Consider the following 22,566-nt stretch of genomic DNA (forward strand, 5'->3'; position numbering starts at 1 on the left):
CCACTGTCTCATCGCGATTAATGAGACATGCAGATTCATATAGGAAAAGAATCGCACTTACCCATAAAAAAAGAGAGGGCACTACTCCCTCTCCTGCCATTTCTATTTAATTTGCCTTGGCATGCGCAATGATTTGCTCTTGATGACTCCATAGGAGATGACGCAGATTCGATTTGGAGCCCTCGATGAAATAGAACGGAATCTGATTCTGCTTCGCGATTTCAACACAATCCCAATAGGCTTGATGCGAGGTTGCCGTAAGCAAAAGGAATAATGCGGATGAGCGCTTCAGATCGTGGAAGATCCGTTTCGGATTTTTCCCATTCTCATGCACCAGTTCGGCCCCTGTCTCTGCAACCACTTCTTCAAACCATTTTTTGAGTCCGCCGACAATGGTAATTTGATGCCCTTTCAGGAATGGCTCTGGTTTCTCGTACTCCTTCTTCGCCTGTGCCTTCGCTGCACGCGCTCCAGCTCCGCCTTGACCTTGGCTCCCATTCATTGCTGTGCGTTTCGCTTCAAGTTCTAATCCAGGCTGAGCCCGATATAAGCGGGATAATCGTGCTACTTGCTTCCCAATCTCTACGTTAAATGAGCAAGGATCCCCATCCTTCGGCGTACGAATGGCCACATCCCGCTCATGCAGCGGGAAGCGGCTCTGTGGATCATTCAGGTCAACACAGTACCAGGTGAAATGCTCTCCGAGCTGTACATAGCCATCATATTGAATAATAGAGCTGTTGCTGTCATCTCCTTGCAGGAGCAGTTCAATATCGTACTGCGTTGGATCATGCTGCTTCGGACGGCACAGCACACCAGCCTCATGCTGCAATTGGTGCTGAAGCACTAGACTTTCCGTAATGTTGAATGTTTGACCGGTCTCCAATACAATGTAGCCGCCATGATCACGGCGGAAGAACGTGCCATTCACTCCGCTCTCGTCTGTCTCGTCGGACAGTTCTGCATCCGTAGCCATTATTGCATAGGGCTCAGTAAAATTGCTACCTGCTTCCCGCTCCGAAAGCGCTGTACCGCTGCTCTCTAACGCACATGCCGACTCTGCATATGGGATCGATTCATGTCTTTGATGTTCCTGCACAACATTCAATTGACCTTCCGGCTGTGCCTTGCCAGAATGGGAATGCTCTGGAGGTGTAACAGACCGTTCAGGAGAGTGCTCACTTCGCTCTTCTATAAATTGCTCAAGCTCATCAATGAGCTCCAGTGACATACGGATTTTCTGTCTTCCGTCCTTGCCAGAATGCATGGCTGCGTGGCGAGCCGCATGAAGTGTATCCTCCACATCGGCATATAACAGTTGAATCAATTCCTGAACCGACAAGGTTAATGACTTAGGACGCAGAACTTCCGCTTTTGCGGCGGCAGCGGATTTTTTCAACTGCATGCACTGCCGATTCAATTCATCGTTGTCCGCTCGCAGCACAGTAAGCTGCCTGCGCAATTGTGTCAGCTTCTCCTCTTGGCTATGCAATTCATGACGAATGGACTCCGTCTGTTCTTCCTTGCCAGCAATCTCTTGCTGCATCAACTCAGACTCCTTCAGCAGCTTGCTCCGTTCTTGACGGCTCAGCCGAAGCTCCTCGTGAAGCTGTGTGATTTGCGCTTCTAATTCTTGAATATGTACATCCTTGTCCTGCTGCACTTGCTTCAGCTTCTGCTCGACATGCTGAAGCTGGAGTGCTGTATCAGACAGTTGACGATTTAAGCGATGAATCTGCTTCTCCGTCTTGCCTAGCGCGTTCTCCGCCTGCTTGCGCAAATGTGCTTCATGATTCAGTTTCTTCTTCATTTCTATCAATCGGTGTTCCAATTCCGTTGAGGGTTCAGAAGTATCAACAGCCAGTGCTGCTTCTTCTAATAGAGAGGATGGTTCACTTGCCATATGCAACACAGCCTCAGCAGGGAATTCTGTAATTAATCCTTCCCTACTCTCCAACTCTTCCATGGCCTGGTTCCAAAGTGACTCTTGCTCGGTTCTGCCTGGATGAAAATACAATGACCAATAGTAATGCCAAAAGCCGTGTTCTGCCACAATGGACTCCTGCCGTGTAAGAAACGCTTCCAGACTATTTTCATCTTCCTCTTCTAAGATGACCATGAGTTGCTTGATTATTGACGTGATTAGTGTATATTTTCGATTAAAATGATCCTGTCTTGATTTTACGTATTTGCGAATCTCTTTAATAAATAATATGGTGGGCATACTTTTCGAAGTGCGAACCGAGGGTAAATGCAGGTCTATCGCCATTTCTCGCCTTGCCGCACTCGACATTTCCTTAAATAGAGCTACCAGCTTATCCATTGATATCGTTTGGGTCAGCTCTTCTTCTATAAAATCTTTGTACTTTTGTACCTCTTCGGCTAATTCAGTTCGCATTGATAACCCTCCCTGGATAAAAGTCAAGATGTCATTCATCTGCCGTTCATTGAACTCGATGTAATCCCTAAGAAGAGTTTTCATAAAATAAGATTTCTAAATTAACACTTGCTATTATTATAATTTATATCATAGAGAACGTAGATTTCAACTGCTCCTGCAAGAAAAGTAATCGCCCTTTTCCGCGCTGAGACCGCCTTTCTTCCTCTAATGCTGTCGATTTGTATTCCTTGACGTCAACTCTAAGCTAATTTCGTCGAATTGTCGAATTATAGAAAAACTGTCGCAAGCCCATCCATTTGCTATAATGAATGCAAAGAACACACTAAGGGAATCAATGGGAGGGGTATTCAACATGGCCTATTTTGCAGCAATTCTGGAAATGCAGGACGAAAGTAAAAACTTGACGTATCGCCCAAATCATTTAGAATACTTGGAACAACTCGGCAAAGAGGGGAAAGTATTCGCGAAGGGGCCGTTTGGTGACGGATCAGGCGGCATGGTCATTTACATTGCCGAGAATTTAGAGGAAGCCAAGCAACTTGCCGAGAACGATCCTTATATACAAGAAGGCGTACGCAAATTGGACTTGTGCGAATGGAAGCTCCAGCTCGTTCAGGCATAATTCGCTTCATGCTTCGTTATTCGCAATCATGCCCCACTGGTTCGCCCCGGTGCGGGCATGTTCTTCTATATTAGGAAGGAGATGAACTTGTATGAATCAGCAATGGAATGTAGGAATTGTGTTATTCGATGATGTTGAGGTGCTGGACTTTGCAGGCCCTTTCGAGGTGCTGTCAGTTACAACCTATCCCGATCAAGATCCTGACACGACTGCCTTAAAACCATTTCAAGTGCGCACGGTATCGGAGCACGGCAATATGATTACCGCACGTAACGGACTGAAGGTCGTTCCTGACTTCAGCTTCTGCAATGCGCCGCATTTTGATATCGTCATCGTCCCTGGAGGGCTCGGAGCAAGAAAACGGGAACTCCATAACCCGCACATGATCAAATGGATTCAGGAGCGAATGCGCACTGTCGATTATATGACCTCAGTATGCACAGGAGCACTGCTGCTTGCGGAGGCAGGCCTGCTGAATGGGAAGCGTGCAACGACGCATTGGGCCAGTTATGATCTGTTAGCAAATAAGTATCCAGAGGTTGAAGTCGTACGAGATGTAAAGTTTGCTGCAGATGGCTCCATCGTGTCATCCGGCGGCATTTCCGCTGGCATCCATATGGCCTTCTACCTTGTCCAGCAGCTTCTTGGCGCGGAGGTTGCCCGAACAACTGCGAAAGATATGGAATACGACATTGTATTCGACTCAAGTAGCAGCGCAACATGAAAATTGATCGCTTGCTATCCATAGTCATTCTCCTTATGAATCACAAGCTGGTTCAGGCCAAGGAACTGGCTGACCGCTTCGAGGTATCCGTAAGAACGATTTATCGGGACATTGACGCGATCAACCAAGCTGGCATCCCCATCGTCACGTATCAAGGAGCCGGCGGCGGCATCGGTCTGGCGGAAGGTTACCGGCTTGATCGAAACCTGCTGACGAACGATGAGCTTGCCGCTATTGTGACTGCGCTGCAAAGCATCTCCTCCTCCCACCCAAGCAGCGACAATGAACTGCTTGTTGAGAAGCTGAGCAGCATTGTACCGCCAGCAGATTCAGCGCAGTTCCAATTGAAGACGCAGCAGTTTTTAGTAGACTTCTCCCCTTGGGGCAGCAATGGCGTGCAGGAGCAAAAGCTGTTGAGGCTGAAAAATGCGATTGAGCAGCAGCATGCCGTCACGTTTACCTATTGCAACGCCGGCGGGAAGGTATCCGTCCGCACCGTTGAACCCTATACGCTTGTACTGAAACAACAGCGTTGGTATCTGTATGCATACTGCAGGCTGCGTGATCAGTTCCGCCTGTTCAAGCTGCTCCGCATGAAAGACCTGCACGTAGAAGCCCAGATCTTCGAGCGGCAGGAGGTTGCTGTTCATGACCTTCCATGGGATCAAGAGTGGCATGCCCCGGAACGTACGGAAAGGGTCGTCCTTCGCTTCGATGCTGAGGTGCGTCATATGGCGGAAGAATGGTTCGGCGTGGAGGAGTTGCAGGAAGACGTCGAAGGCACCGTAGTGGCATCTGTTCCGTTCCCGGTTGACAACTGGCTATACGGCTTTATTCTGAGCTTTGGCAATCATGTCGAAGTGCTTGAACCGCAGTTCATTCGACAGCATATCAACCAAATCGCGGCTCGTATTGTTGAAAAATATGAAACGCAAAATGGAACCTGACAGAGTGTTGTCAGGTTCTCTTTTTTATAATGAAGCCATCAACGATACAGGAGTGATCATTCATGAATCAAATGATATGCCAAAGCTGTGGAATGCCGATGGAGCAGGAGAATCAGTTCGGAACGAATAAGGAAAACAAGCTAGTTCGTGAATATTGTATTCACTGCTACAAGGATGGAGCATTCACAAATCCCGATATTACACTTGAAGAGATGATCGACATCTGTGTGCCATTTATGGTGCTGGATGGAATGGAAGAATCGACTGCCCGTACGATGTTGCAGCAATTCCTGCCGGACTTGAAGCGCTGGAACGTCGCGAACGGAGCTGCAGCCGCTTCACTCCAACCAAACCGAATTGTAGAACTGGGTGCGATGAAACTTGCCGGGATTGCAACGCGTACAACGAATGCCAATGAAATGAGCGGCAATGGCAAGCTGGGACCGTTGTGGGGCCAGTTCTGGTCAGAGCAGATTGCCGTACGTATTCCCAATGTCAAAGAGCCTGGAACCATTTACGGCTACTACAGCGACTATGAGAATGGGGCTATGGGCGAATATACGATGCTCATAGGTGCTTCCATTGATTTGAGCGCAGATGCCCCAGCAGGATTGGAAGTCGCGGAGGTGCCGGCTGCCAAGTATGCCGTTTTCACGACAGAACGCGGCCCTGTTACCGAGGTTGTTGCCCGCGCTTGGCAGTCCATCTGGAAATGGTCGCTATCTTCAGGCGAAGAGCGAACCTTTACCGGAGATTTCGAGCGTTATGACGAGCGCAGCGCCAATCCGCAGGATGCACAGGTTGATATTTATATTGCAATAAAATAGAGAATGGAGGCTTCGAATATGATTGCGTTAGACGAACAAACCATTCTACGGTATAAACAATTTACAAAGTGGACCGACACCTTGCGTCAAATTAATGAGAGTGTCTGGTCACAACCGATTGCGGAAGGTAAAGCAACTGTTGCTGAAGTTATTTCGCATCTTACGAACTGGGATAAGCACTTGCTCTTCACCGTCATCCCTGCGATTCAGAACGGGGAAGGAATGCTCTTTCCTGATTTTGACCCGTTTAATAAGCTTGCTTATGATTATGCCAATTCTGGGGTATCTCAAAATCATCTGCTCGAAGAGTTCAAGCAAACGCGCCATCAGCTCGTTGAAGCACTGTTAGCTGATCCTGACATGGCTGCAAAGCAGGTTCCCGCAAATGGAGAAGCAACATGTCCATACACGGGCATCCCTTATTCTTTGCTGTACGTCATTCATGAATTTAACGCTCACGACAGCCATCATAAGAAACAAATTGAATCGGTATTGCAACACATGGAGCACTCCGACAAATTCATGCCGCGACAAACTCAATACCATAACAAAAACGCCCTTAGATAGGGCGTTTTTCGTTTGACTTAATAGCTGCTCTAGAATTGATTTGTGCTCGGCAAATAGGTTGGCATCTTCACTTGCTTGATTAGCAGCACGCCATCAAAGTGTCGTCTCAGCTCCAGCGGGAACGGCATCATCACCTGGTAAGAAGCAATCATCCGTTCGAACATCCACGAATTTCCCCGCTCATTTTCCCGATAGCGCAAATCCATAAATGTATATGGCTGTCCTGCAGCGGCCAAAATATCCTCCATTGATCCGGGAAGAATGGGGCTCAACTGAATAGGTTCCCTCGTGTTCTCGGCTGCTTGCCCTTCGCCCATAAACAAACCAATAACATAGCTCTCCTGTTGCAGTGCTTCAGGCATAAGCTCTCCCATACTCTTCGGCATGGAAGAGATAAGAGACTGGGCTTTGCTTATATGACCGTTATGTCCCCATACAATAATCTTTTCTTCCGGATATATGTCTGTAGCCAGCCATGCCAAATTGCTAGCCATTGCCCGATCCCGCCATTCCATCATGGCCTGCGCTCCGCTGTAATCTCCTTGTTCCGTCAATTGATTGGACAGAATGCACAGCTCATTGAATTCCTGAATAACCCGGATGCGATCCTGCAGTGCGCGTTTCATCAGCTTGACGATATGCGGCTCATCTGGAAATTCACGCTTCATTGCGTCTGCATTGTTCGCCACGGCTTGCAGCAGTTCTTCGTATACCTTAACTAACTCAGGCTTCGCCTTGCGGAACCCGTCCAGATCCTTACTCAGTCTCCACTTATGAACCTCCTGTTCCGCTTGCAGCGCTTTGTTCTTCAGCGACTTGCTTGGTATCCAATCCGCATGATTGAAGAGCGAGGACTGCATCTGGATATCGAAGCCCGCAAGCCGCAACGGAGATTCGCTTGCATGCGTTGCCTTCATATATTCGAACAGCGGCTTCGTCTCTTCTGTCCACCAGACGCCGAATATGGAACGCTTCATCGTCTGCTGAGCCGCACTCTTTTTCATTTCTCCTTGAGCTAGCGCAGCATCGCCCAATCCGCTCTCAAAGGCAACGATGTTGTATCCAAGTGTCTGATGCAAATATTGAATCATGCGCGTCTTGACCAAACTGAATTCAGCAACTCCATGCGAATTTTCGCCCAAATAGACAATTCGCTTGTCAGCCAGCAGCGGAATTAGCATATCCAGATCACTAAATTTACCTTGTTCGATCCATCCACCGCTCGAAGACCATTGTTCCGGTTGTATTTTGCTCATTGCATAAGCATGGTCCACCGCCCAATGTTTCCACTCGGACAGTGCGACTTGATACGATCTTGCTATCCCCCCGGCTCCAGCAACCGGCGTAAAAGCAGACGCAAGCATGATCAAGGAGAGCAGTGAGCAAAAAAAGCGATGTCTACCCCATTTGCTTTCTTTTCTATTCATCTAACTACAGCCCCTTCTTAGCGCATCGTTTCTTTATTATCTTCATCATACGGATTCCGTTGCTAGCCTTTTTGACAATTTGTGCTCTCTTTCAATTTTTTCGATACGATAACAGGTGAGTCCCTATCAGTTCCATAAAAAAGACGACCCTCTAAGCAGCTAAGCTGCCTAAGGATCGCCTCAGAGACACAATCGTTACTGTCTATTTCACTTGCAAAAAGAGATAGTCATTGCTGCCGCTTAAGATGGCTGCACATATTGTGCAAACTTCTGATAATCGCTCTGCTTGCATTCTAGAACCAGCTTCGTGCCCTGTTCTTCATATTCGGTCGCAAGCACATGCGCATGCTCGTTCAGGTAAGAAACATGCTGCCCTTCATGATACGGAATGAGCATTTCGCACTTTACGTAATTGCGGAATACCTGTCCTCGAATCGCTGCGATTAGCTCATCCAGCCCCTGCTTGCCCTTGGCTGAAATATATAAGGAATTGTCCTGTGATTCCGGGATTTCGCCCTCTTTCAAATCGATCTTGTTATAAGCATAAATCATCGGAATATCTTCTACACCGATTGCCTTCAGCGTCTCATTCGTAATGTGAATGTGCTGCTCGTACTCCGAATTGGAAAAGTCAACGACATGCACGAGCAGATCAGCTTCTCGCACTTCCTCCAGCGTAGAGCGGAATGCCTTCACGAGATGATGCGGCAGCTTGCTGACAAAGCCAACGGTATCTGTAAGCAGAAACTCTTTGTTATCCTCCAGCTCAATGTTGCGGACGGACGTTTCCAGCGTTGCGAACAGCATATCCTTTTCGAACACGAATTTCTCCTGCGAACCTGTAAACTTCTCTACGAGCGCATTCATAACCGTCGATTTGCCCGCATTCGTATAACCGACAAGCGAAACGACTGGAATTTCCGTCTTCTTCCGTTTCTTGCGCTGAATTTGGCGATGCGCTACGAGCGCTTCCAGCTCTCTGCTCATAGTCGTAATTCTTTCTTCGATCCGGCGGCGATCCAACTCAAGCTTTGTCTCCCCCGTCCCGCGGTTCTTCGTGCCGACACCGCCGCTTTGGCGGCCAAGCGATTCACGCAGGCCAACAAGGCGCGGCAGCATATATTGCAGCTCTGCCACCTCAACCTGAAGCTGTGCCTCGCGTGTCTTCGCACGCTGTCCGAAGATATCCAGAATAAGCAGCGTGCGATCTACGACTTTGCAGTCCAAATCGGCTTCAAGATTGCGAAGCTGCGACGGTGACAGCTCATCATTAAAAATAACAAGATTGGCTGCATGCTGATTGAGCATCATCGTAATTTCCTGCAGCTTGCCTGTGCCAATATAATGCGATGTATGAAGGCGGCTCAAATTCTGCGTTACCCTGCCAACGATTTGAATATCGCAGGCGCCAGCCAAGTTCGCCAATTCCTCCATCGAATAATCAAAGTCAGGCTGATGATTCATATTTACACCGACAAGCACGGCTTTTTGTAATTCAATGGTTAGTTGTTCCATATATTCATTCCTCCAAATGTTCTGTTCAGTTCAATTCGTTATCTCTTCCATACAGCTTGGTGCATCAAAAAAACACAGGCCTCCCGCCTGTGCTCCGAGTAATCGTTCAATTGTTGGATCGCATCCTTGGTTGTCGGACAACATCCAGCCAGCCTGATTGAGTGTCCCTATAACAGAATGTTGGTATTCTGTCTTACAGGAACCGCGTTCCCATTCGAATCGCTGGATACGGCACTTCCCTAACCTGCTGCCATGCAGGTGCGACTGCGCATCGACTGCGCATTTCTACACCTCCACACCTTTACACTTCATAAGATACGCTTCCACTAGATCCCGAAATCCAAAAACGGATCGACAAACAAGCGAAGACGCACCATTACTCAAGCTGAAAGAGAAGCAGTTCTCCCCTTCATCAGCAGCAGACGGGCATTATGGGCACAACAAAAGAGGGCAGGCACGATCTCCTCCCTCTTCTGTCGCAAACCAATCCTATACGGTTCCGTAGCAACAAGGCAGACCAATCCCGATTACTCTGCACACAGGCAGAGCTTATGAGCACTATTCAGTTAGTGACACATGCATTCAATCGGATTCTTCCGAAGCGGAAGTTGGTTGCCTTATTTACCACTGTGAACCCTCCGTTCTGTCAAAGTTATCCTCATCCTAACACAGCCAAAGTATTGAAGCAAGTAGTTATCTGCACAAATCTTATTCTCCTAGATGCATACAACTAACTAGAGCTAAGGACAAAGGCGTCGAAATCGATAAGAAAATCGGATTTATTCTCGTAATACATGCTGTATGTACCCGGCGATAACGTAATGGACGGAGTGCTAAATGTTCCGTTGACATTAATCGGGACAAAGCTGCCGTTATTATTATTGTGCAGGATGAAGTGTGAGTAGATCGGTTTTCCATTGTTCGAGCTATCGGATGGGCTTTGGAACACGCGGAACGTAATCGTATATGTCGTATTAAGCGTGAAGGTTCCCTCTACCTTTCTCATCGTGCCTTCTTTATTAAGGTAACGATGCCAAAAACGATAAATTACATTGTCTGAAGCAGTCTGTTCCTGAGAAACCGCTGGGGTCGATCCGTGAATTGCATCAGAACTCGTCTGCGCAAAAGCAGTCTGAGAAAGCATGGCAACGCACGAGATCGCAAGCAATAAAGCAAATGCTCTTTTCAAATGTATCCACTCCACTTCAATTAATTTTGTAACAATATAACAATATCGTTCTGTAATGGGAAATATTCCTGTAATACAATGATTTACATTTCAGAAACGAATGTAACAGTTTCTCAACTGGCTAAAAACAAAAAACACAGGCCTCCTGCCTGTGCTCCGAGTAATCGCTCAATGGTAAAGTAAGTAGTTATATATACAAAATAATCGTCAGCGCTCCGACGTGCCTACAACATTTCCATACATGACAATCGTTAGCACCATGTCGAAAATTTCAGAAAAACGGTAGCGGCTCTCAGCCAGATAATCGGTATCGGTCAACGATTCGATCGCTGCAAAGATAATATGTGCTACAACGCCTTGATCGATATTCTTCCGAAAATAGCCTTGCTCGGCACCATCCTCTAATACCTTCACCAAATGATTAATGATGACGTGCTTGCGCAAATTTTGAAATTTCTCATATAAAACAGGCACACTGTGCTGTATATCCTCGATCGCGGATCGCTCAATACCGTTTAGACGTTCTACCATCAAGGCCATAAAGGTGCGCAGTTTCACTTCAGGCTCTTGCTTGCTTGCAAGCAGCTCATGAATGTCTGTCTCGATTTCTTGAAACAGCTTCTCGATCACAATTTCCAGCAAGTCGTATTTTGAATCGAAATAGCGGTAAAGCGTAGCCTTGCTCATGCCAATCCCCTGCACGAGATCGTCCACGGATAGATTGGAGTAACCGTGCCGAAAGAACTGGGATGAAGCATGGTGTAGCAGTCTCGCTTCCGTCTTTTTACTCATATCAGGTATCCTCTTCCAGAAAGATAATATCTACTGCAATGAATTATGTACATTCTAAACAAGAGCGGCAATTAAAGCAATCGGTAGCAGGACCGCATAAGGAATGATCAGGAGCAGGGTCACCTTCCCGTTCCCTGTCAGTTTTCGAAGCAACAGCGGTGCAAGAACCCAATACATTTGAGCCGTATACAAGCCGGGGAAATATTCGCCGAAATAAAGACTCCACGTCGTATGAGCAATCGCATTGCCGAGCGCACCATAGGCGGTAAAAAACAAAACGGGAATAAGAAGAACAGGCTTGCGCCGGATGAAAGCAAAGATAGCAGCAAGAGCGAAGCAGGAATAGGAGACCATGTTCAGCACAACAAAAAATTGCGCAGTATAAGGTTCGCCGCCATAGATGAGAGGAAAGCGAGTCGCAAATCCAGTAGAGAATTCTTCGGAAAAATGAATGAACTGCCAAGCTAAAACACCGAAGAAAAACGGCAGTATTTGCAATGGTTCACTCGGTTCAATTTTCCTCCTATACAATGTAATAAAAATCGAGTACGCAAACACGATACCAAGGGCAAAGGTGACGATTAACTCATACCCTGAGCTAAGATAACAAAAGAGCAAAAAGAGAAAAGCAGAAAGGAATGTAGCGATTACGACATCTTTTTTCTTAATCCATACCATGCAAACCCCTCCCTTTTTTGAAACTTTTAATACTAATATAGTTTCATATTATCATTTTAGAACGCAAAAAATGAGCTGTCAATGCAGGGTGACAGTGTATGTTGTCATACAATAGAAATGATTACAAATCTATTCTGTATTCCGCATTAGATTTTATCTACAATAGAGTTATTCTAGAGTTATTCATAAAATAAAATCAACTAATTCAACTTACAAGGAGTCGTACATGAAAATTTTTTTAAAATATGGAATTGTTTTTCTATCACTATTAATTATTTTTATTTTTATTTTCTTCAACCAACAACTAGCCTTGGCTGAAGAAGTAAAATACAAATATGATTCGTCCGGGAGAGTAAAGCTGGTTAAACAAGAAGATAAACAGTACGAGTATGATTACGACGCTAATGGAAATTTGTTAAAAAAAACAAAACAAACAGCAGTTAATTTGTTGGAAAATGGAGGCTTTGAGTATTACTCAGGTAGCTATGGACTAGCAGATGGTTGGGGAAACTATGAACAAGACGGAGTTATCGGAACTTACGCAATTGAAGAGAACAAAGTAATGGCCGGCAAGCGTGCTCAAAGGATGGATGCCTACTCATTAAACGGCAATGGCATGAGCCTCATGCAGACGGTAGCCGTCGAGCAAGGCAAAAATTACATTCTTCATAGCCATATTAAAGTCGAAAAGATCTCCAATGCTAAAGTGAATCTAACTCTTGGGTTTTACGATGCCAATGGTAAAGTTGTAGGGTGGCCCGCTAGCGGCAGTATTAATGAAGATACGAAAGGTGAGTTCTTCGTTCTGTCTACAAACGGAGTCGTTCCCCAGGGGGCCGTCAGAGCTGCCGTTCAAGTTAACATCATTGGATCGAATGGCAAGGGTACCGCTTCGGTCGTTGTGGACGGCATGCATTTGACTTATTCAACTGAACCTAATCTCTTGGCCAATAGCGGGTTTGAGAGTTACACAGGTTCAACTGGATTGGCAGATGGCTGGTGGAATTTTGCAGAAGGCGGAGTTATCGGAACCTACGGGATTGAGGAAAACAAAGTAATGGCCGGCAAGCGTGCTCAAAAAATGGACGCCTCCTCTTTAAACGGCAAAAGCATGAGCCTCATGCAGACGGTAGCTGTCGAGCAAGGCAAAAATTACGTTCTTCATAGCCATATTAATGTCGAAAAGATTTCCAATGCTAAAGTGAATCTAACTCTTGGGTTTTACGATGCCAATGGTAAAGTCGTTGGGTGGCCCGCTAGTGGCAGTATTAATGAAGATACGAAAGGTGAGTACTTCGTTCTGTCTACGAACGGAGTCGTTCCTCAGGGAGCCGTCAGAGCTGCCGTTCAAGTTAACATCATTGGATCGAATGGCAAAGGAACCGCTTCGATCGTTGTCGATGGCATGCATTTGACTTATTCAACTGAACCTAATCTCTTGGCCAATAGTGGGTTTGAGAGCTACACAGGTTCAACTGGATTGGCAGATGGCTGGTGGAATTTTGCGGAAGACGGAGTTATCGGAACCTACGGGATTGAGGAAAACAAAATAATGGCCGGCAAGCGTGCTCAAAAAATGGACGCCTCCTCTTTAAACGGCAATGGCATGAGCCTCATGCAGACGGTAGCTGTCGAGCAAGGCAAAAATTACGTTCTTCATAGCCATATTAATGTCGAAAAGATTTCCAATGCTAAAGTGAATCTAACTCTTGGGTTTTACGATGCCAATGGCAAAGTCGTTGGGTGGTCCGCTAGCGGCAGTATTAACGATGATACGAAAGGTGAGTTCTTCGCTCTGTCTACGAACGGAGTCGTTCCCCAGGGGGCCGTTAGAGCTGCCGTTCAAGTTAACATCATTGGCGTGAATGGCAAAGGTACCGCTTCGGTAATTATAGATGATATGAACCTAAACTATGCAGAGGGAACATTCTTATTAAAGAACTAACAATTCGCTTCGAGACACGATACAGAGAAGGAGAATCCTCTTTCTAATGATCAGCCTTCTCTGTATTCCAATATTACCTATACTCACTAGGATGATGACTACTGCTCCTTATGAAAATACATAGACATCGGATGTTAAATCAATTTATGGGAATAAGGACAACGTAATATTCCATGAAGTCCCATCATAGTTCATTGTCTGATTTTGATTAACAATAAAATATATAGAATCCCCTTTTTCCACTTCTACTGAGATTTTTATATCGCTCCCTTTGATATCATCATTTGAAATTGTATGCCATCCGGTTACAGGCCAAATTTGGCTTTTATTTTTCATAATTTTTACGCGAACCCCATCACCAAGAACTTGCCCTTTTAGTTTTGCTACGTTCCCCGTAATTTGAAGACTCCCATTTCTCGGAGAAACCCAGGTTCGTACAACATCGTTTCCATCTGGATGCATGAAATCTTGAGCAATTCTCAACCAATAAGAACTCCCCTGCCACTGTTTACGCTCATCATTCCACGTTAAGTTCTTATACTCTTTCCCATCCCACTCTTGATAGTACCAATTATCTTTGCCTTGGATCGTCGAGAATTCCCCTTTGAACCATTATAAACAGAAGGGATATACATGATCATTGGATTCCAATAGGTGGTATCATAATCGATCGTTTGATTCTGATTTACTATAAAATAAATGGAATCCCCTTTCTCTACCTCCGTCACTAAAGAAATATTCACGCCTTTCGTATCATCACATGCTATATCCTTCCATTCTGATGTTGGCCATATCTGAGTACGATTTTTCTTTATTTTTACACGTACCCCATCCCCATATATTTGCCTTTCTAATTTTGCGACTTTTCCGGTAATATTTATTTTACCATCCTTTGGGGCTACCCATTTTCGTACCGAATCATTACCATCAGGATGCTGAAACTCTCTAGCTATTCTGAGCCAGAAAGTACTACCTTGCCATTGCTTTAGGTCAGCATTCCAAGTCAGGTCTTTGTACTCTTTCCCATTCCATTCTTGATAATACCAGTTACCGTCCCCTTGTATTGAAGAAAACTCTTTAATTGCAGAAGACGTAATATATGTGATTTTAGGATCCCAATATGTTCCATCATAATCAATTGTTTGCTTTTGATTAACTATGAAAAAGATAGAATCCCCTTTTTCTACCTCTGTCGTTATATTAACATCTATGCCCTGAGTATCATTGAATGCTATCTCTTGCCAACCGGAAGAGGGCCATATTTGGACTTCATTTTTCATTACTTTCACTTGAACGCCATCCCCGAGTACTTGGCCCTCCATTTTTGCTACCTTCCCCATTATTTTGATTTCTCCACGTTTCGGGGCTACCCATTTTCGAACCGAATCATTACCATCCGGATGTTGAAACTCACGAGCCACCCTTAGCCAATACTGACTTCCTTTCCACTGTTTTAATGCATCATCCCATTCTAAACTTTTATATTCTTTTCCATCCCATTCTTGATAGTACCAATGATTTCTTCCTTGATTCGATGAGAAATCACTAGATGCAACATAGGGGATCTCATTATCACGATATATTTTCATCTTTTCTACTAAATTACCGTTGTTATCATATATAAATTGAATCTTATCGGTTTGCGTCAATCGGTTTGATTCATCATATGTATAATCTATATTTTCTGCATATATGAGTCCTGACTGGATCATGGTTAATAATTACAATCAAAAAGGGGATTACTCCCTTTTTCGTTTTTTTCATGATTACGTATCCCTTCTAAAATTATTTTCACGTCACATCAAATTTCCATTAGCATCATACTGATACTCATCTTTTTTTATTATAATATCATCTAGGGATAACGATCCTCCATTATGAATTCCTCATACGACGAGAAAATAGTTTTCTTCCTCTCCTGTTTTAAAGGTAATCGTCTTCGTTCCCGTCTTACTCGCTTGTCCTGTCCATTCCGTCCACCCTTTATCGCTTTTAAAATCCGATCCTACTCCCCTGGCCGTAAAATAAAAATAACCATTATTATTTCCTTGTACAGGCTCTACTATGCTCTTATAAGAAAACATCACCGCATAGGTTGTAATTTTTTCAAACTGTACTTTATTCTTGTTAGTATAAATTGCATCTTTCCACTCTTCTTTTGGAGAGGACTCCACATACACAGAATGCTTTCCCGTGATGATTTGCTGCGGGTCGCTTGTTATCCTGCCGGCTCCCGCTATGTAATTTGTTTGGTTCAGGTCTCCTCTCTCGAACGACTCTATAACGTTACTAAAATCGTTTAAATCACGAGATATACCAGCCATCACATAGCTGTCACATGAAATTGTAAAGTATAACATGCTTATAAGAAAAAGATAAGCCACTCTTTTTATGCATTCATTCATTTTACGATCACCTTTCTTTTATACTTTCTTTACTGTATGACATTACAATTGTTCTTTCGTGCTACTTTTTACTTAGAAGCGTAACGGATCTACGGTTACTGTACCTAATGCGGTATCTTCTACCGCAAAGGTGTTAAAATGCACTCTTTCTCGGCCGCTTTACCGGAGGTTATGCATTTACACTTAGCCAGTCCGTGTTTCCGCTATTCGAATGGCACATCGTTTCCCATTAACTTGTTGTTCACATCGAAATAATTCAGGATGACCTGCACCTTGGCATTGTTTAAGTTCGAAAATCGCAATCTGAATGTTCAATGTAAGATGTTGCTCCTGTTATACCGGTACGTCTTATAAGAATGTATGCATTACTCCTTTGGGCATGCTCGTGCCGTTACCAGTTTCATTTTTCTAAAGTAAGCCGTATGTAGTATTCCCCCGTATCTTAACCCCCCATAAAATTTGACACAATTCTTTATATTCTACGCTCCTTATAATCTATTCTCATAGATTATACCTTCATTGGAATATAGCTGAATACGTTTCGTTTGTATGATTTTACTAGCTTGAAGATAAAAGCTTAATTTTTGAAAAAGCCGAACCTCAGATGCTTTGAATTCGGTTACGATCCTGAACGCTGTCTATCGTACGTCAGCTCAGGTGAATAAGTAAGAAAAACCTCGAAGGTAATCAAACCCTTCGAGGCCCTAGAAATTAATTATTCTTATTTAGTCTTTCCATTGCTTCTTCAAGTGTTTCATATTGGATGTTATCATATTCCCAATCTAAATAACGATTAATAGCTTTTGCAACTTCATCCCAAGTAGGTCGGATACAATCCTCTAATATCTTATTAATTTCCTTCTCTACTAAAGTCAAATCAAATTCATTTACAATGAATGTCGCTCTGCCATCTATTATCTTATCTTCATCTAAAATAGCAAGCAGTCTTTTAGGTGTCATTACCCTAAAATAAAAATAATCGACTCCTTCTGAATCAGCGGTCCCTATATCTGCGCTCGCAGGAAGTACGAAATCATCTTTTTGTTCAGCTTCTCCACGAACTAATATTCTCTTTAGGACAGGAACTACCATATACTCACCCTCTCTTTAATTAATTTATTCGATGTCGACATGATAATTAGTAAGTTGTTTCCCTTTACTATTAAATGTCTCAAAATTAGCTTCATACACCGTAGTTCCTTGTTTTTTGCTCTTACCGTATTTTACTCCAGTTCTCACAGATCTCGACCCGTCTTTACTAATGTATAACATTCCACCATCAATTTTTTGTATTTTAGCACCTTTTCCTACGAAATCAAGAGCAGCATCATTTACAAGGCTTGCGGATACTTTTGCCCCCGCTAATCCATCAATGGATTTTTTTGAGTTTCTAGCCATATTTGCTAGGTCAGAAGCTGTACCGCAAAAACTGTTAATATTATGAACCCAAATTCCCAATTCACTTACGAAGTAAGTATGGAAATCTGCAACAGTAAAGTTATAAACCTTAACTTTCTCATCATGCTTTACAATCTTAATGTTGTCAATTGTTAAGGTATTTCCGTTACTCTGCTGTAGCTTATCCTTCACTTGCAAGTCTACCGCTAATACCCAACCTTTACCTTCTACCCAAAACGGATGATTGTCGGTTGTCTCAATGGCCTGGTCACCTACTGTTAGTTCATAGATGACTTCCTTATCATTTCGATAAAGATGCGTAACTTCCTTATACGCAGTCTCGCCTGTTTCTTCATTCTTGGAAAGAACCTTATCTCCGACCTCAATGTCTTCGATATTCTTCTCCCCTTCGTCTGTTAATACCTTCGTCCCTGCTGTAAAACAATTACACTTTGCAAGTGAATTCACTGCTTTACTAACTTTAGATCCAACTTTACCAGCTTTTAATACTTTTCCCCAAGGCAGAAAAGAAGCTACAGTCAGGGCTTTTTCATTCAAAGAGCCATCAGGATTCAAAAGCGTATTTACATCATCCAGTATTAAAAAATTGGCTCCTTCAACTAACAATGTTTTACCTGCTTCGGCCTGTCCTTTTAGAATCGTCTTGCATTGTCCCGGACTCGCTGCACACGTCATTGCAGGTGTTGGTGCCATCGGTATCCCAATATGTCCACTCGGATCTACGTATTTCAACGGATTATTCTTTACATACGCATACAAATTCTGGCTCAGCGGGTTACCCAGTTCCCCTTCATACGTATCCTCATTAATAAATCGTCCGATGCTTGGATCGTACCATCTTGCACGCAAATATTGCAAATTCGTTGCCGCATCCCAATACTCTCCCGAGTAGCGGAAGTTGTTCGGTACTTGCTCCTCTTGGGTCAATGGGTTGCCCCAGATATCATAAGTGTAACGGTTCAGTACATTTCCTTGCGCATCCCGGATTTCGGTAATGTCACCGTGTCCATTGGATACGTAGTAGTGCATATCTTGTCCCGGAACCTGACGGGCCATTAGCTTACCTTTCGATTCATGAATATATGCTGCCGTAATCGTGACGCTGCCGTTCGCTTCTACCTTGCCTTCTGCGACAATCTTTGCCCGATCATCATAATAATAACGAGTCGTCACGCCGCCTTCGGTGCGTTCTACCATCAGGTTGTCCCCATTATAGCGATAGCTAACGCCTTTGCCGTCTTCCGTCGTTACTTGGGTCAGGCGGTTGCGGCTATCGTATGCATAGTTAGCTCCCTTGATATCCGGTACCTGATCACTTTGCAACGTGCTGCGGTTATCCCGTTGATCGTACGTATAGGCCTCATTGAATTGGCTTGATGTCTTGATCCGGTTCAGTGGATCGTAGCTGAATTGGAAAGTCGATCCATTGTCGTTTTTCGCTACAATGTTGCGATTGTTGTCGTACTGGTACGCATACTGTCCGAATTGCACATTGTTCTGAGACTGTTGAATACCTGACAGATTGAATCCATCGTAATTGTATGATTCGCTATATCCGTTTAAAGAGTTAAATTTTGCAAGCTGCTTGGATTGTGGGTTGAATTCGTATGTAAATTCCGATAGGATCGTGCCGCTTCCATCCAGTGCCTTTAGCTTCGTAGGAGTCGGCTGTTCATATAGGTAATCTACATTAGACGTCAGGGCAAAGTTAGATGTCGTAACCGTTTGCTTGGTGCGCAACTGGCGTGCTTCATAGTCAAAGCTCAGCTTCGTTTGATCCGGATACAGAATCGATTCCAATTCGCCCGTTGGATAATAGGCATATTGGGTCTTTCCCGTACCGTCGGACATCGATACTCGTCTTCCCATCGCATCATACTGATACATTATCGTCTCGTCCGAAGCCTTGCTGCTCGTTAACAAATCAAGCTGGTTATACTCGAATTCTTGCGTTTGTCCTTTTTTGTCCACGAGCCGTGCAATATTGCCGTTCGCGTCATAATACATCTTTTTGCTTTGCTTGCTTGGATCGATTTGCTGGATCAAGCGACCGATTTCATCATATTTTTTCTGAACGGTATTACCATCCGCATATTTGACTTCAACCATATCACCCAGCAAATTATATTGGTAGCGAGTCGTTTTGCCTTCTCCGTCCGTAACGGCTATCAGACGCCCCAATGCGTCATACTCATAGTTGGTCACGTTATTGTTAGCATCGGTTGAACTCGTTACATTTCCTGCATAATCATACTTGTAACGTGCCAACACTACATTTCCAGATGGCTTGAGCTCTTCCTTCAATGTCACTCTGCCTAGAATATCGTACGTTTCTTTAATCGGATTGTTTGTTCCGTCTATCACGGTTTTGGTATTTGCGCCGTCATCATACTGATAACGCGTAGCAGCAAAATACCCCGGTTGTTCAGCTATGACACGTCCCCAGGCATCATATTCATATTGGGTGGCCGAACCGTTGGAGTCTCCCTTGGAAATCAAATCGCCATATTCGTTGTAACGATGCTCTGCCGTCCCTCGCCCATTCGTTTCCTTGATTAATCGTCCGAAAGGATCAAAGAATCGCTCCGTTTGTTGTCCGGCTGCATCCGTGACTACTATACGATTGTTCACGTCGTCATATTCAATCTTGGTTTGTGACCCGTCAGCATTAGTTACCGCAGTTACACGATTCAAATCATCATACGTATAGGTGATGGCCTGTCCTTTGCCATCCACAAATTGATACAGCATGCCAGTCTCGGGAATATATCTGGCCTCTGTCGTCAACTCTCCGGACACGCCATCCGCATCCTTAACCGTTACCGATTGCTTATTCGGGAACATATAGTTATGGATTTCATTGAACTCCTGCCGAATGACGGTGTCCTTCGCGTTATCGCCTTTGATTTGAATCGTCGTCGGATTGCCATGCACGTCGCGCTCATAGCGAACTTGATTCAATAACCGCCCCTGACCGTCTTGCAGAGTAGTCTGCTGAAGACCACCATGCTCGGTTTCATATTCATACTGGGCGATCAGGTCGGACTGAGGGCCAACAGCCGTAGTCATTTTCGTCAGCTTTTGAGCCTGAGCTTGAGGAATGTACTTATATTCATAGCTGCTGGTTACGTTTAGAGGGTTAGTCTCCTCAATGACATTTCCGAATTCATCATATTTATAACTTGTCGTTCTCGTAGAAGAGCCTGAAGCTCCGTAACTGGTTTCCGAAATCCAAATGGGCTTGGAATGCAGCATTTTCCTATCCGAATTTTCATTATATCTATAGGTAACGCTCTTGCTTTCATTGCTTCCTTTTGCTGTCGTTTCACTTTTATTATGATAAAGAATCGGTGGATCTAACGTAAAAGTGTAGTAGTTCCCCTCATTCATTCTTTCATATTCTTCTCTGTAACTGACAGAATAGTTATGATTAGTGATGGTACGGCCATCATCCACCCTAACATTATAGGTAACATTTCCGAATATCTTTCCGAAATCTTCTGGAAATGTAACGGTTTGCCGATTAGAGACAACGGTAGCACCCGTATTCGTGCTATACAGCAGTTTGCGTTCGTTATATACGACCTGGTATTCAATCGCGTAAAAACCTATCTTGCGGATCTCGGACGAACTAGTGAACTGGGACTGTGCTTTGGTCGGATGCTCGATCATCCCCAGCGTTACACAATCGGTTACTCCCCAATAGAGCATTTGTTCGCTGAAATCTTCCTTTTTATTAAACATACTGTATCCCGGAAGAATATTGGATGGCAGTGTACGTATTTCGTAATAATAAGTCGTGATTCGCCCTACTGAATCAACGACCTCTTTTAATATATATCGGTCTTCAGCATTTAGGGTAATCTTTTTTCTCACATATTTGACGACTTGTTCCTTGGGTTGATTCGTTGCAGGATCTGTATATTTTACCGCTGCTTCTACGTGATTACCCATGTCTCGAATGTAGAGATAATTGGATTTCCCCTTCTCTTTTCCTGCTTTGGTCGAAGCAGCTATTCTAAATAATTCATCTCCAATATGGGTAAAGTCGAGACAGTTATTATTTTGGTCATTTATCCGCAAAAGCAGGCCGTCTTCATCAAAATAGTAATCTAATCCCTGATTGTAATCGCCAAGAATATATCGAGATCCTTTCGGCGCGTCATTTTTTTTGTCGTCGTAAACCGGACCAAAACTCAAATCTCTGAAGGGATTACCCACTATATCGTATCCATCTATCGCGAATGTTCCGCGTTGGGGAAGATAAAGAAATTTTTGATCTTCGGCTACTTTAAGATAAGGGATATCCCACATCCACCCTTTTCCTAGCGAAGAACGACGCTCTTCTTCCGGCTTGCGGGGCAACTGTTTATGTCTTGCCTCACTGTAGTAAATATCATCTTTACCGCGCGAACTATCGTACACGCGACGCAATTCGAAGTCCAAACCATTCGGCCCGGGAAGAACGAGATCAGTTTGCTCTACATGCAGAGAACCATCGATTGTCGAAATACTCTCGCCGGCGTCCCCGACTGAATATGGCGCTTGATCAAACTTTAGCTCTTTTTGCTTCAATGCAAAGCTATCATAGTTCGAAGAGGACACGGATCGCTTAGAGCGACGAAATTTGGGAACCTCATATACAGAGTCCGTAACGCTTGTTTTCTTAACATCCCCGTCACTCTCCACGTTCGACAAATGATCATACACGCTTGTCGTTACCGAAGGCTGCTGTTCTGAGGCATTTCGCGAAATATTAGGATACAAGCGGTTCATATATTGCTCGTACGAGCCTCCGCGCTGCTTCTCCAGCAGCCCCTCATAGATATGGTGCAGCAGGTATCCTTTGGTTACTTCACCATAAACCCAATCGCCATCAACTTGAAATTTTTCGGCTACTGATGAAACTGTAATAATATCTTGCGGATTTAGATCCTTAGGCTGTTGGCTGTACACTGCATCAGTAACTGAAAGATTAGACAGCTCAGCATCGGATGACATCACTTCTTGAGCATAAGTAAGTGGTATACTCGTAAACGCTAAAATAAATGTTAAAATTAGTGATATATACTTCTTCACGCTGCTTCTCCTGTTCAATGTTTTTATGT

17 protein-coding genes are annotated in these 22,566 nt (G+C 44.2%); 6 read left to right on the forward strand and 11 right to left on the reverse strand.

Annotated features, from left to right (window positions below):
- Nucleotides 1-106: 106 nt before the first annotated feature.
- Entirely contained in the window at nucleotides 107-2,398 is a 2,292-nt protein-coding gene (locus ACQ5BJ_RS20965) for a hypothetical protein (protein ID WP_430112207.1), read from the reverse strand.
- A gap of 355 nt (nucleotides 2,399-2,753) precedes the next feature.
- Here ACQ5BJ_RS20965 and ACQ5BJ_RS20970 point away from each other — a divergent pair, with 355 nt between their 5' ends.
- The 5 genes from ACQ5BJ_RS20970 (at nucleotide 2,754) to ACQ5BJ_RS20990 (ending at nucleotide 6,088) form a co-directional block, all read left to right on the forward strand.
- The gene (locus tag ACQ5BJ_RS20970; RefSeq protein WP_430112209.1) at nucleotides 2,754-3,023 is read left to right on the forward strand and encodes a YciI family protein; all 270 of its coding nucleotides are present in this window, start codon (nucleotides 2,754-2,756) and stop codon (nucleotides 3,021-3,023) included.
- A gap of 91 nt (nucleotides 3,024-3,114) precedes the next feature.
- Nucleotides 3,115-3,747, forward strand: coding sequence for a DJ-1/PfpI family protein (locus tag ACQ5BJ_RS20975; protein WP_430112211.1), 633 nt, complete (start codon nucleotides 3,115-3,117; stop codon nucleotides 3,745-3,747).
- Nucleotides 3,744-4,694, forward strand: a complete 951-nt coding sequence (locus tag ACQ5BJ_RS20980) for a helix-turn-helix transcriptional regulator (RefSeq protein WP_430112213.1) — start codon at nucleotides 3,744-3,746, stop codon at nucleotides 4,692-4,694. The genes ACQ5BJ_RS20975 and ACQ5BJ_RS20980 overlap by 4 nt, the downstream gene beginning before the upstream one ends.
- Nucleotides 4,695-4,756: 62 nt before the next feature.
- Nucleotides 4,757-5,521 carry an effector binding domain-containing protein gene (locus ACQ5BJ_RS20985; RefSeq protein ID WP_430112215.1) on the forward strand — a complete coding sequence of 255 codons (765 nt, stop codon included), beginning with the start codon at nucleotides 4,757-4,759 and terminating at the stop codon, nucleotides 5,519-5,521.
- Nucleotides 5,522-5,539: 18 nt separating this feature from the next.
- Complete coding sequence (locus tag ACQ5BJ_RS20990; protein WP_005548766.1) at nucleotides 5,540-6,088, forward strand: DinB family protein; 549 nt, start codon at nucleotides 5,540-5,542, stop codon at nucleotides 6,086-6,088.
- Nucleotides 6,089-6,117: 29 nt separating this feature from the next.
- On the opposite strand, the gene ACQ5BJ_RS20995 is transcribed toward ACQ5BJ_RS20990, so the two are convergent.
- From ACQ5BJ_RS20995 to ACQ5BJ_RS21015, 5 genes are all read right to left on the reverse strand, one after another.
- Entirely contained in the window at nucleotides 6,118-7,515 is a 1,398-nt protein-coding gene (locus tag ACQ5BJ_RS20995; RefSeq protein ID WP_430112217.1) for an erythromycin esterase family protein, read from the reverse strand.
- Nucleotides 7,516-7,755: 240 nt separating this feature from the next.
- Nucleotides 7,756-9,030, reverse strand: coding sequence for a GTPase HflX (hflX, locus tag ACQ5BJ_RS21000; protein WP_268598798.1), 1,275 nt, complete (start codon nucleotides 9,028-9,030; stop codon nucleotides 7,756-7,758).
- Nucleotides 9,031-9,760: 730 nt separating this feature from the next.
- Nucleotides 9,761-10,219 (reverse strand): hypothetical protein, encoded by a 459-nt coding sequence (locus ACQ5BJ_RS21005; protein ID WP_430112219.1) that lies wholly within the window; start codon nucleotides 10,217-10,219, stop codon nucleotides 9,761-9,763.
- A gap of 207 nt (nucleotides 10,220-10,426) precedes the next feature.
- Nucleotides 10,427-11,011 (reverse strand): TetR/AcrR family transcriptional regulator, encoded by a 585-nt coding sequence (locus ACQ5BJ_RS21010; RefSeq protein ID WP_171415928.1) that lies wholly within the window; start codon nucleotides 11,009-11,011, stop codon nucleotides 10,427-10,429.
- A gap of 54 nt (nucleotides 11,012-11,065) precedes the next feature.
- The gene (locus tag ACQ5BJ_RS21015; protein WP_005548773.1) at nucleotides 11,066-11,689 is read right to left on the reverse strand and encodes a hypothetical protein; all 624 of its coding nucleotides are present in this window, start codon (nucleotides 11,687-11,689) and stop codon (nucleotides 11,066-11,068) included.
- A 226-nt stretch (nucleotides 11,690-11,915) separates the two neighbouring features.
- Here ACQ5BJ_RS21015 and ACQ5BJ_RS21020 point away from each other — a divergent pair, with 226 nt between their 5' ends.
- Nucleotides 11,916-13,634, forward strand: a complete 1,719-nt coding sequence (locus tag ACQ5BJ_RS21020) for a hypothetical protein (protein WP_430112221.1) — start codon at nucleotides 11,916-11,918, stop codon at nucleotides 13,632-13,634.
- A 144-nt stretch (nucleotides 13,635-13,778) separates the two neighbouring features.
- Here ACQ5BJ_RS21020 and ACQ5BJ_RS21025 read toward each other — a convergent pair whose 3' ends face one another.
- The 5 genes from ACQ5BJ_RS21025 to ACQ5BJ_RS21045 all read right to left on the reverse strand — a co-directional run bounded on the left by ACQ5BJ_RS21025 (nucleotide 13,779) and on the right by ACQ5BJ_RS21045 (nucleotide 22,537).
- Nucleotides 13,779-14,117, reverse strand: a complete 339-nt coding sequence (locus tag ACQ5BJ_RS21025) for a hypothetical protein (protein ID WP_005548781.1) — start codon at nucleotides 14,115-14,117, stop codon at nucleotides 13,779-13,781.
- A 44-nt stretch (nucleotides 14,118-14,161) separates the two neighbouring features.
- Nucleotides 14,162-15,346, reverse strand: coding sequence for a hypothetical protein (locus tag ACQ5BJ_RS21030; RefSeq protein WP_430112223.1), 1,185 nt, complete (start codon nucleotides 15,344-15,346; stop codon nucleotides 14,162-14,164).
- A 174-nt stretch (nucleotides 15,347-15,520) separates the two neighbouring features.
- On the reverse strand, nucleotides 15,521-16,039 hold the full coding sequence (locus ACQ5BJ_RS21035) for a hypothetical protein (RefSeq protein WP_430112225.1): 519 nt from the start codon (nucleotides 16,037-16,039) through the stop codon (nucleotides 15,521-15,523).
- Between the two features lie 711 nt (nucleotides 16,040-16,750).
- Complete coding sequence (locus ACQ5BJ_RS21040) at nucleotides 16,751-17,131, reverse strand: Imm8 family immunity protein (RefSeq protein WP_430112227.1); 381 nt, start codon at nucleotides 17,129-17,131, stop codon at nucleotides 16,751-16,753.
- A 24-nt stretch (nucleotides 17,132-17,155) separates the two neighbouring features.
- The gene (locus ACQ5BJ_RS21045) at nucleotides 17,156-22,537 is read right to left on the reverse strand and encodes a polymorphic toxin-type HINT domain-containing protein (RefSeq protein ID WP_430112229.1); all 5,382 of its coding nucleotides are present in this window, start codon (nucleotides 22,535-22,537) and stop codon (nucleotides 17,156-17,158) included.
- Between the last annotated feature and the right edge of the window lie 29 nt (nucleotides 22,538-22,566).

This window comes from Paenibacillus sp. B1-35, assembly GCF_050474385.1.
GTDB lineage: Bacteria > Bacillota > Bacilli > Paenibacillales > Paenibacillaceae > Paenibacillus_B > Paenibacillus_B alvei.